This is a genomic window from Winogradskyella sp., assembly GCF_013213975.1.
GTDB lineage: Bacteria > Bacteroidota > Bacteroidia > Flavobacteriales > Flavobacteriaceae > Winogradskyella.
This window is the reverse complement of the sequence record NZ_JABSST010000091.1, coordinates 1-10,913: the sequence shown is the minus strand read 5'-3', so window position 1 is coordinate 10,913 and position 10,913 is coordinate 1. Positions and strand designations below refer to the sequence as shown.

General features: G+C 33.8%; 14 protein-coding genes. 9 read left to right on the top strand and 5 right to left on the bottom strand.

What is annotated here, in order from left to right:
- Positions 1-469: 469 nt before the first annotated feature.
- Entirely contained in the window at positions 470-793 is a 324-nt protein-coding gene (locus HRU49_RS12650; RefSeq protein ID WP_296357722.1) for a YtxH domain-containing protein, read from the top strand.
- Here HRU49_RS12650 and HRU49_RS12645 read toward each other — a convergent pair.
- Together HRU49_RS12645 and HRU49_RS12640 are read right to left on the bottom strand one after the other, a co-directional pair.
- Positions 790-1,362 carry a GNAT family protein gene (locus tag HRU49_RS12645; RefSeq protein ID WP_296357720.1) on the bottom strand — a complete coding sequence of 191 codons (573 nt, stop codon included), beginning with the start codon at positions 1,360-1,362 and terminating at the stop codon, positions 790-792. The two genes, HRU49_RS12650 and HRU49_RS12645, sit on opposite strands and share 4 nt — an antisense overlap.
- Positions 1,359-1,997 (bottom strand): esterase, encoded by a 639-nt coding sequence (locus tag HRU49_RS12640; RefSeq protein ID WP_296357717.1) that lies wholly within the window; start codon positions 1,995-1,997, stop codon positions 1,359-1,361. Before HRU49_RS12640 ends, HRU49_RS12645 begins: the two co-directional genes overlap by 4 nt.
- Before the next feature lie 54 nt (positions 1,998-2,051).
- Between HRU49_RS12640 and HRU49_RS12635 the strand changes: the two genes are divergently transcribed.
- From HRU49_RS12635 to HRU49_RS12615, 5 genes are all read left to right on the top strand, one after another.
- Positions 2,052-2,477, top strand: a complete 426-nt coding sequence (locus HRU49_RS12635) for a hotdog fold thioesterase (RefSeq protein ID WP_296357715.1) — start codon at positions 2,052-2,054, stop codon at positions 2,475-2,477.
- Positions 2,478-2,481: 4 nt separating this feature from the next.
- Positions 2,482-3,597, top strand: coding sequence for a chorismate-binding protein (locus tag HRU49_RS12630; protein ID WP_296357713.1), 1,116 nt, complete (start codon positions 2,482-2,484; stop codon positions 3,595-3,597).
- A gap of 30 nt (positions 3,598-3,627) precedes the next feature.
- Positions 3,628-5,385: a 2-succinyl-5-enolpyruvyl-6-hydroxy-3-cyclohexene-1-carboxylic-acid synthase gene (gene menD, locus HRU49_RS12625; RefSeq protein WP_296357711.1), complete on the top strand. Its 1,758-nt coding sequence runs from the start codon at positions 3,628-3,630 to the stop codon at positions 5,383-5,385.
- 103 nt (positions 5,386-5,488) lie between these two features.
- Positions 5,489-5,827 (top strand): DUF2853 family protein, encoded by a 339-nt coding sequence (locus tag HRU49_RS12620; RefSeq protein WP_296357709.1) that lies wholly within the window; start codon positions 5,489-5,491, stop codon positions 5,825-5,827.
- Between the two features lie 100 nt (positions 5,828-5,927).
- Entirely contained in the window at positions 5,928-6,767 is an 840-nt protein-coding gene (locus tag HRU49_RS12615; protein ID WP_296357707.1) for a S1-like domain-containing RNA-binding protein, read from the top strand.
- 12 nt (positions 6,768-6,779) lie between these two features.
- Here the strand turns inward: HRU49_RS12615 and HRU49_RS12610 are convergent, their stop codons facing one another.
- Complete coding sequence (locus tag HRU49_RS12610; RefSeq protein WP_296357705.1) at positions 6,780-7,172, bottom strand: hypothetical protein; 393 nt, start codon at positions 7,170-7,172, stop codon at positions 6,780-6,782.
- 115 nt (positions 7,173-7,287) lie between these two features.
- Between HRU49_RS12610 and HRU49_RS12605 the strand changes: the two genes are divergently transcribed.
- The 3 genes from HRU49_RS12605 to HRU49_RS12595 are packed head-to-tail and all read left to right on the top strand — an operon-like array spanning position 7,288 to position 9,748.
- Entirely contained in the window at positions 7,288-8,127 is an 840-nt protein-coding gene (locus HRU49_RS12605) for a 1,4-dihydroxy-2-naphthoyl-CoA synthase (RefSeq protein WP_296357702.1), read from the top strand.
- A gap of 10 nt (positions 8,128-8,137) precedes the next feature.
- Positions 8,138-9,043, top strand: coding sequence for a 1,4-dihydroxy-2-naphthoate octaprenyltransferase (gene menA / locus HRU49_RS12600; RefSeq protein ID WP_296357699.1), 906 nt, complete (start codon positions 8,138-8,140; stop codon positions 9,041-9,043).
- A gap of 27 nt (positions 9,044-9,070) precedes the next feature.
- Positions 9,071-9,748 carry a metal-dependent hydrolase gene (locus tag HRU49_RS12595; protein ID WP_296357697.1) on the top strand — a complete coding sequence of 226 codons (678 nt, stop codon included), beginning with the start codon at positions 9,071-9,073 and terminating at the stop codon, positions 9,746-9,748.
- Here the strand turns inward: HRU49_RS12595 and HRU49_RS12590 are convergent, their stop codons facing one another.
- A complete protein-coding gene (locus HRU49_RS12590; protein ID WP_296357695.1) occupies positions 9,749-10,540 on the bottom strand; it encodes an SDR family oxidoreductase in 792 nt (263 codons plus the stop codon).
- On the bottom strand, positions 10,530-10,913 hold a 384-nt coding region (locus HRU49_RS12585; protein WP_363146774.1), incomplete at its 5' end, for a sterol desaturase family protein. The genes HRU49_RS12590 and HRU49_RS12585, both read right to left, overlap by 11 nt.

The following is a 10,913-nucleotide window of genomic DNA, read 5'->3' as shown; positions in this document are numbered from 1 at the left end:
ATCATGAAAATACCTTGACTAATATTTATTAGTTATGAGGTGTGTTTAATAGTTTAGGTGGGAGACAATAACAGATTATATAGATACTACTGAAATAGCACCAATTATAGCCTTTAACAGTAGCTGGGATACCACTTTACCTAAGGATATTTGGGAAATGCGATGTAGTGACTCTAGGGTTATTTGTAATCTTCTAGATTTTAATAATATCTGTTTTGGTTTGAATGTTGAGCCTAGTGGAGACCACGGTAGTTATAATAGTGTATCAGAAACTGAGTTCAGAGTAGGTGGAGCAAGTTGCTTCTTTAAAAGAATTATGTGTGATAACTGTACTGATTTTAATGCTACTACTGGGATTAATGCAAATTATTCTATTTATTTTAAATCCTTGGTGCTCAATTTGTTTGTAACAAATTGAACTTTAAAACTACAGATAAGTAAAATAGGTTTAATTTAAAAATTAGGAAATATGATTCAGTACAAAGGAGCACTTGTTTTAGGTGCCTTAATTGGTGCGACTGCAGGTGTATTGTTGGCGCCAGACAAAGGACGTACAACGAGAGAACACCTTAAAGAAGAAGGTAAAGAAATTAAAGATCAAATATCACAAGACTTTAATGAGGTTAAAGATGATTTATGTAAAGCTGCCAAATCTGGAAAAGATAAGTTTAAAGACGATTTAAAGGATTTTGCGTCTAAGGCAAGTTATAAAACAGAAGCGGCTATTACCTTTTTAGAAAAGCAACTTGCAAAACTCAAAGAAAAGAATAAAACTTTACAACAGTCTAGCTAAAAGTTTTTGAAAATGGTCGCTTTTATTTGTGGCCATTCTTTTTTTAGAATACCATAGCAACAGGTATTTCGTCGGAAACCATCTTTCATTAATTTATTACTTCTAAGAACACCTTCTAATTGAGCGCCTAATTTTTTGACGGCACGCCTCGATTTGGTATTTCGCTCGTCTATTCTAAATTCTACTTTTTCAAATTCTAACGTTTCAAAAGCATATTGAAGCATTAAGAATTTCATATTTGCATTTAACCCTGTACCTTGGAACTCATGGCCAATCCATGTCCAACCAATATGAAGTAATTTATCTTTCCAACTGATTAAGCCAAATCGTGTTGATCCAGCATAGGCGTTTCTTGCTTTGTCGTAAATAATAAATGGGATAATACTTTTATCGCAATATCCATTTACTGCAAACTCAACATAAGCTCTCAGTTTTTCAGGTGAAGAAATATCGGAAGGTGAGTAGTATATTAAGTCTTTCTCTTGGGCAATAGATTTTAAATATTTGTAGTTACTTAAATCTATCAAGCTGAGTTTTACGCGATCGTTTTCTAGGGTTGGCGCTATCATACTAAATCATTAATAAAATCTACATTAACAACATGTGTACCATCAAATGGCAAAAACTTAACCTTAGATCCAAATAACTCAATTGCACGCTCAGACTCTGATTTAATTCTTTCTTCATCTAGATATTCATCTGATGTACCATAAATTAACTTTATGCTTGTTGCTGAATTAAGGTAATTAAAATCAGAAGAGGTTATTTCCTTAGGAATACCACCAGAATGTAGAATTAATTGCGAGCATTGTAGTTTTCGAAATACCATATAGCGCATGGCTACACTGACTCCTTGCGAATAACCCAAAACAATTAGATTCTTATCCTTAGGTATGGCTTCAGCTTCAAAAATGGCATCGAAATAATTTAAAATATTTCGCATCCCAACTTTAGTTTCATCTCTCGTTAGCCAATTAGCTCCAACATGCATTTTAGGTTGTATGTAATATTTACTTGGGGCCTGAGGTGCAATTATATAGTTTTCCTCTGCGTTTAATTCTTTAAAATACTTTAAAAAGTAACGACTTAAATAACCCATACCATGGCATACAAACCATACTGTTTTTGTGTCTTCTGTTAAGTTGTTAAGAGTAGAGTATGAGTTCTTAGTTTGGTAACCTATTTCTTTTTCTTCCGAATTCATTATTCTTGGTAGTTTCAGTATTTTTGTAAATGACAATAAAACTACTCATTTTTCATGCAACAATCTAAAGAAGAATTCTTAGCAAAAATTAATGCTGTTAGTAAAAATACGTTGATGGAAACTTTAGAAATTGAAATTGTAGATTATGGTGCAGATTTTTTGATTGCAAGAATGCCAGTTACCGCTAAAGTACATCAACCAGATGGTATTTTACATGGCGGTGCTACTGCTGCATTGGCCGAAAGTGTAGGTAGTTTTGCTTCTCATATTTTTACCGATTTAGAAAAGTATTTTGTAAGAGGACTGGAAATAACTGCTAATCACCTTAAGAGTGTTGAAAATGGTTTTGTATATGCCAGAGCTACGTTTTTGCACAAAGGAAGAACTACTCAGCTTTTAGATATCAGAGTTACAGATGAAGAAGGTAATTTAATCTCAATCTGTCGACTTACTACGATTTCTTTACCAAATAAGAAATAAAGGAATGACGACCCAAGTATTCTTTGAAACTTTAGAAAAACAGTATAAAAAAAAACTGCCATTTGTAGTTTATAGTAGGCCAATAAATTCAATTATAAAATGCTGGTTGCAGGAAGATAATACCCTTTATACAACCAATGACTTTTCTCAAAGTGGGTTTGTCTTTGCGCCTTTTGATTTTTCTAATCCTAGTATTCTTTTACCTCAAAATGCATGTGCGTTTCAATCCTTAGAAAATCCTGAAATAGCTGAAGTGTCAGAGAGTGATGTGTTGAATATTGGAAATTATGGTAAGGAAGAACATCTTAGTCTAGTACAAAATGGCATAGAATCTATCAAATCTGGGCATCTTGATAAAGTTGTTTTATCGCGAGTTGCAAGTGCAGATGTGAAAAATTCAGAACCTCTAGAAGTATTTAGGCGATTATACTCAACCTATAAAAACGCCATGGTGTATTGCTGGTATCACCCCAAGGTTGGTCTTTGGTTAGGTGCTACACCTGAATTATTATTTAAAGTAGAAGGCCACCTCAGTACCATGATTTCTCTAGCCGGAACGCAACCTTTTAATGATTCCGAAACGGTAAGTTGGACCAAGAAAGAATATGATGAACAGCAAATAGTCACAGATTATATAGTTAATCAAATAGAACCTTTTGCTAGTAAAATTAAAGTCTCAGAGGTTGATACAGTTAAGGCTGGTAATTTATTACATCTTAAGAGTTATATAGTAAGCTCTATTAAGGATAAAGGTCAGCTAAAGGAAATTATTAAGAGTTTACATCCAACTCCTGCAGTATGTGGTTTTCCAAAGCAAAAAGCAAAAGACTTTATACTTGAAAACGAAAATTATGATAGAGCCTATTATACAGGGTTTTTAGGTGAATTGAATTTGAAACAGACTAAACTTAGAAATAATAATAGACGCAATATTGAGAATAGTGCTTATTCTGCCGTTAAAACATATTCAAATTTCTATGTTAACTTACGGTGCGCTCAGATTATAAATAAAAAAGCTTTAGTTTATGTAGGCGGTGGAATAACTAGAGATTCTGACCCAGAAAAGGAATGGAATGAGACCGTAAACAAAACCAAAACTATCGTAAAGGTGCTAAATTAAAATAGAGATATTCCTTATCTTTGTAGCTTAATGAAGCACTCAAAAATTCCCTTATCACAAACTGTTGTTACGTTGTGCAAAACCCATGGTGTTAGGCATATTGTAATTTCCCCTGGCAGTCGAAATGCACCACTTACTATTGGGTTCACTAATGACACTTTTTTTAACTGTTACAGTATTGTAGATGAGCGTTGTGCTGCATTTTTTGCTTTAGGGATTGCTCAACAATTGCAAGAACCGGTGGCAGTAGTTTGTACCTCTGGAAGTGCATTGTTAAACTATTATCCAGCCATTTCTGAAGCGTATTATAGTAACATACCATTAGTTGTACTTTCTGCAGATAGACCAAATTATTTAGTTGACATAGGAGATGGTCAAACAATTAAGCAAAAAAATGTTTATGGAGAGCACGTGATGTATAGTGTTAATCTTAAGTCAGATTTAAAAGAAAATGAGAGACCAGTTCAGGATGAGCTGCCAATAATTAAAACTATTGAAAATAAGGTCGAACGCTTTTTAGGTCTTCAAAAAGATGTTCAAACGTTCAATGAGTCAGAAATACATGAAGCACTTACTTTGGCAAAACTAAAATCGGGTCCTGTGCATGTAAACATTCCTTTTCAAGAACCTCTTTACGAAACTGTAGAAACCCTTTCGATTAATCCAAAGCCTTTTAGACTAAAGGATTTAGTAGAAATAATTGATGAATTTGAAATAAAACATCTGGTCGATATATGGCAGAATGCTAAGCGTAAAATGATATTGGTTGGTGTCTTACAACCTAATTCAATTGAAGAGCGATGGCTGCGAGACATTGCGGATGATGACAGTATTCTAGTATTTACAGAAACAACTTCGAATTTGCATCATCCTGATTTTTTACCAGGAATAGATAAAATTATAGCCCCATTAGATTCCGAAGGTTTTGAAGAATTACAACCCGAAATTTTATTGACTTTCGGTGGTCTTGTCGTATCCAAAAAAATTAAAGCATTTTTGCGCGAGTACAAACCTCAAGAACATTGGCATATAGATTTGTTTAGAGCTAATGACACTTTTTTTGCCTTAACTAAGCATATTAGGCTTTCCCCTAATACGTTTTTTAAGACCTTTTTATCTGAAGTAACACATCACACAAAAAGTAATTACAAAAACACTTGGCTTAAGGTAAGGGAACAAAGAAGGAAAAATCATGACAGGTATTTAGAGCAAATTCCTTTCTCAGATTTTACCGTATTTGATGAGTTGCTAAAGACTTTACCTAATAAAAGTCAGTTTCAGGTGGGAAACAGTTCGGCAATTAGATACACCCAATTATTTCAACTCCGTCAGGATATCTCTGTATTTTGTAATCGAGGAACTAGTGGTATTGACGGCAGTACGAGCACTGCAATTGGATCTGCAACGGTTAGCACACAAAGAGTTACCTTTATAACTGGAGATCTCAGTTTCTTTTATGATAGTAATGCTTTATGGAACAATTACATTCCAAATTCATTTAGAATTGTTGTTTTAAATAATCAAGGTGGGGGTATTTTTAGAATTTTACCCGGGCATAAAAATTCTGAAAATTTTGATACTTTTTTTGAAACAAAACATCAATTAAAAGCTAATCAATTATGTGAGATGTTTGGTTTTGAATACAGGTCAGCAACAAATACGGAGACCTTAAAAGACGGTTTAAACGAGTTTTACAAAGCTTCTGATCGGCCAAAATTATTAGAAGTGTTTACTCCTTCGCGTAAAAATGATGAGATACTTCTCGAGTACTTTAATTTCATTAAGTAAAATTTTAGTTAAATAGTATAAGGGTGTGACTTGCTGATTTTAAGTGTGTCTTAAAAATACTTATCTTTAGTGAAGTTATTAAATAACCTTAAAACAAAATAAAATGAGTAAAAGAGACGAATTAATTGCAAAATATGCTGCAGACTTAAAAGATAAGTGTGGCGTTGATCCAGACATGGATTTGTTAACTAAAGTAACTGTTGGTTTAGGACCTTCAATTTATAATGCTGATTCATCGACAGTTTCAGGTTCTGATGATAGTGAATTAGCTACTGTCAAGAATAACTACTTAATTAAGAAGTTAGGATTAAGTGATAACGATGATTTAGATGTTGCAATCGCTTCAGTAATGAATACATATGGTCAGTCTAATAGAAATAAATATAGAGCTGTTGTATATTATTTATTATGTACTCATTTCAATAAGGCTTCTGTTTACTAATACATCTTGAATTTCACATAGAAAAGCGCTGTAATTTTGATTATAGTGCTTTTTTGGTTTTAGTTGTTTAGGATTAGACTTTAATCAATACTTTTGCAACATGATACAATTAGGTGAATACAATACCTTAGAAATACTAAGAGATACCGATCCAGGTTTGTTTTTGGGTGATGGTGAAGATGGTGAAGTCTTATTACCTAACCGTTATGTACCAGAGAAATTTGAAATTGGTGATATGCTTGAGGTATTTGTTTACTTAGATAATGAAGAACGTCCTGTTGCATCATCGGATAAACCATTAATCACTAAAGGAGAATTTTCCCTGTTAAGGTGTAATCAAGTCAATAAATATGGAGCGTTTTTAGATTGGGGTTTAGTTAAGGAGCTATTCTGTCCTTTTAAGGAACAAGCGTTTAAGATGAAAGCTGGTGGCTGGTATTTGGTGTATTGTTATTTAGATGAAGACACTGAGCGTCTGGTTGCATCGAGTAAAACTAATCGATTTTTAGACAATAGGGAGTTAACAGTTTCAAAGTTTGAAGAAGTAGATTTAATAGTATCTCATCCTTCAGAAATGGGCATGAATGTTATTGTCAATAATAAACACTTGGGTCTAGTTTTTAAGGATGATATTTTTAAGGATATTAGTATTGGAGATCGTTTAAAAGGAATAGTAAAAAAGATTCGTCACGATAATAAACTTGATATTTCACTGAGCCAGATAGGATACAGAAATATAGAACCAAATGCACAGCATATTCTTAAGGTATTAAGCGATAATAGTGGCTTTATTCCACTACACGATAAATCTAGCCCAGAAGATATTAAAGAGCAGCTTCAGATGAGTAAGAAAAGCTTTAAAAAAGCTATTGGCTCTCTCTACAAAGACAGGGTAATTACTATAGATACTAACGGAATAACTCTAAAAGGAAAAGATTGAGAATAGCAGATATTATACTAAAACACTTTCAACCCAGTTTACAGCTTCTTCCACATTTTTAAAAGCTCTTCTATTATATGCAAAGAAATGATTTTCTATTTCAAAAATTTTTTCAGTATATGTACTGTGAGCAACAATAGCATAAGCCTTTAGGTTAGGGAAGGACTGATTAAATATTTTGGCATCGTTAAGGTTAATAGAGTAGGAATTTGCTCTATTGGCTATATAGCCAAATTCTTTTCCTTTAAAGTAATATTTTATAAAGTTTCCAACTTCTTTGAAATTGTTATAATTTATATCTACGCCTTCATTAAAGTGAGTTAAAACGTATTTATTATTAAAGTATATAGTTCCGATCTTGAAATCTTTTTTTTCAAGACTTTTAGTGGTAAGGGGAATACTCATTATTATTTTTTAAGAGCTGCCAAATATACTATGCTTGCATAATAAAAACTAGCAATTTTTGAGTAAAATGATTTTGAATATTTCCGTATTTTTGCTGACAATATAATGACGATATATGAGCCTTATTGATTGGAAGATTGCCAAGTCTTATGAAGATATAACTTATTCAAAATGTAATGGTGTTGCTAGAATTGCATTTAATAGACCAGACGTAAGAAATGCGTTTAGACCAAAAACTACTTCCGAACTTTATGATGCGTTTTATGATGCCAATGAGGATGTAAATATTGGGGTGGTTTTATTGAGTGCAGAAGGGCCATCAACCAAAGATGGAATTTGGAGTTTTTGTTCTGGAGGAGATCAAAAGGCTAGAGGTCACCAAGGCTATGTTGGGGATGACGGTTACCATAGATTAAATATTTTAGAGGTTCAACGATTAATCCGATTTATGCCAAAAGCTGTAATTGCTGTTGTGCCAGGTTGGGCTGTTGGTGGTGGTCACAGTTTACATGTAGTATGTGATCTAACTTTAGCCAGTAAAGAGCATGCAATTTTTAAACAAACAGATGCCGATGTAACTAGTTTTGATGGAGGCTATGGTTCGGCATATTTGGCTAAAATGGTTGGTCAGAAAAAAGCGAGAGAAATCTTTTTCTTAGGACGTAATTATTCGGCACAAGAAGCATTTGAAATGGGTATGGTAAATGCGGTTATACCACATGCCGAATTGGAACAAACCGCTTATCAGTGGGCTCAAGAAATTTTGGACAAATCACCAACATCAATTAAGATGCTAAAATTTGCTATGAATTTAACTGATGATGGCATGGTTGGTCAGCAAGTGTTTGCCGGTGAGGCAACACGATTGGCATATATGACAGATGAAGCTAAAGAAGGACGAGATGCGTTCTTAGAAAAAAGGAAACCTAACTTTCCTAAAAAATGGATTCCTTAATTGTTAGTAAATGAAAGAAATTAGACCATGGTTAAAGGCCATGAGGTTGCGGACACTTCCGTTATCCGTTTCTGGGATTGTAGTTGGGACGTGTTTTGCTTTTTATAATGGACGCTTCAGTTGGTGGGTTTTAGTTTTAGCGATTTTAACTACAATTAGCCTTCAGATTCTATCTAACTTAGCCAATGACTATGGTGATAGCGAAAATGGTGCTGATAATGAAGATCGTGTCGGCCCTCGCAGAGCCGTGCAAAGTGGTGAAATTTCACCAGATGAGATGCTCGATGCTATTAAATTCAACATAGTCGTAGTTATTATTTTAACCTTGTCACTTATAACAGCAGCATTTGGATTTACAAACTTTCAATTCCTGATGCTTTTTGTTTTTCTAGGTGGGATTTCTGTGTATGCTGCATTAAATTACACTATGGGTGACTCACCTTATGGATATAGGGCCTTAGGGGATGTTTTTGTTTTTGTCTTTTTTGGATTAGTTAGTACAATCGGCAGTTATTTGCTTTATACGCATACAATAGATCATGTGATTATTCTGCCAGCAGTTACTCTAGGACTATTAAGTGTTGGGGTACTCAATCTAAATAATATGAGAGATCTTGAAGCAGACGCCAAGGCAGGTAAAATAACCATTGCTGTTAAGCTTGGGAAAATAAAATCGAAGTACTACCATTATATTTTAATTGGTGGCGCTATGGTAGTTAGTATTGTATTTCTTGTACTCTATTATGTTGAGGTGTATAATTTTTTGTTTCTTTTGGCTTTTATTCCGCTGCTTATTCATATATCAAAAATTAAAAAGGCAGTTACACCGGCTGACTTTGATGGGCAGCTTAAGGTTTTAGCATTGTCAACTTTTTTTTATGCCTTATTGATGGGTATTGGTTATATTTTATATTAAATTTAGTTTCACTTTAAGTATTTAATCATGAAAGTTACATTTTACGGTCATGCGAGTTTAGGAATTGAAATAAATGGCAAACATATTTTGGTAGACCCTTTTATTAGTGGAAACGAAAAAGCCGCTAGTATTGATATAGATGAATTACGAGCAGATTATATTCTTGTAACCCACGCACATCAAGATCATATTCTAGATGTAGAAGCAATAGCCAAACGGACAGGTGCAGTAATTGTATCTAATTATGAAATTGTTGTTCATTATCAAAATCTTGGTTTAAACGGCCATCCAATGAATCATGGTGGTTCATGGCAATTTGACTTTGGGAGGGTAAAGTATGTTAATGCTATTCATACGAGTTCTTTCCCTGACGGGACCTACGGAGGTCAACCAGGAGGATTTGTTATAGAGGCCGATAAAACTATTTATATTGCAGGTGATACTGCTTTAACCTATGACATGAAACTCATTGGTAAACAATTTGACCTAGATTTAGTTATTTTACCAATTGGGGATAATTTTACTATGGGAGTAGAAGATGCTATTATTGCAAGTAACTATGTTAAATGTGATAATGTATTGGGTTACCATTATGATACTTTTGGTTACATTGAGATTGATAAACCTAAAGCTAAAGCTAAGTTCGATTCTCAACTCAAAAGCTTAAAACTTTTGAACATAGGTGAGTCTATGATGGTGAAGTAATTATCTCACTTTACTGCGCATCACTAATTTATGAAGCATTCTTGGTGATAGGCGTTTAATGAATACTCCAAACTTCTCGAATTTTCCTATGTAGGCTTCGTATTTCTCCTTTTGGATGGCTTTAATCATCTTTTTCACAAAGATATTAACGTCTAATCCATTTTCGGTCATTTCATCCTGATGTCCCTGCTGGGATCCATCACCTGTTAATGCATTTCTAGCCACATTTGTGTTAACAAATCCTGGACATATCATGGTGACTTTAATATTATCCTTCTCATGTTCTAATCTTAAGGCGTCAAAAAATCCATGTAAGGCATGTTTAGCTCCACAATATGCAGATCGAAGTGGCGAACTAAATTTTCCCATAAGGCTAGAAACAACAACATAATGTCCTGATTGACGCTCTATAAAATGAGGAAGAATAGCCTTAGAGAGACCAATAGTTCCTAAATAATCAACTTCCATTAATTTTTTATCAACGTCTATGGTGGTTTCGATAATTGGCGAGCGTTGACTAATACCACCATTATTAATCAAAAGATCAATAGGACCAAACTGCGAAATGGCTTTATTTACAACTGAAGACATGTTTGTGTAATCTGCCAGGTCCAAGGTTAAAATTTTAATATTTTCAGGCTTCACACATTGGCTTCGTACATTATTGAGTTCTTTCTCTCTTCTAGAAGACAAAATAAGTTGGCAATCTTTTTTTGATAACTCCATAGCCAGAGCTTTACCAATACCACTAGAGGCGCCAGTTATCCAAACTACCTTGTTTTCAAACTTCATTAATCGTCTTTTTAGAATTTATCCATTCATATCTTAAATCACTACTAATTTTTCCCGTTCCGTCATGTTTCCATCCGGGAGGTTTCATTAAATATTGAAAGCGTTCCTTTACGGTTTTTTTTCCACTAAAGGCATCTTTAAACATATAGCACCACTCTAAAAATGCAATTTTAACAGGATTAAAAGTCCTTATATTTTTAACCAAGCCGTAACGTACTTTTTCACTATCTAATTCTGGTTGAAATGTACCAAATAGCTTATCCCAAATAATGAGTATACCTGCATGATTACGATCCAAATATATTGGATTACTTCCGTGATGTACCCGATGGTGCGAGGGGGTATTAAAAATAGCTTCGAACCATTTTGGCAT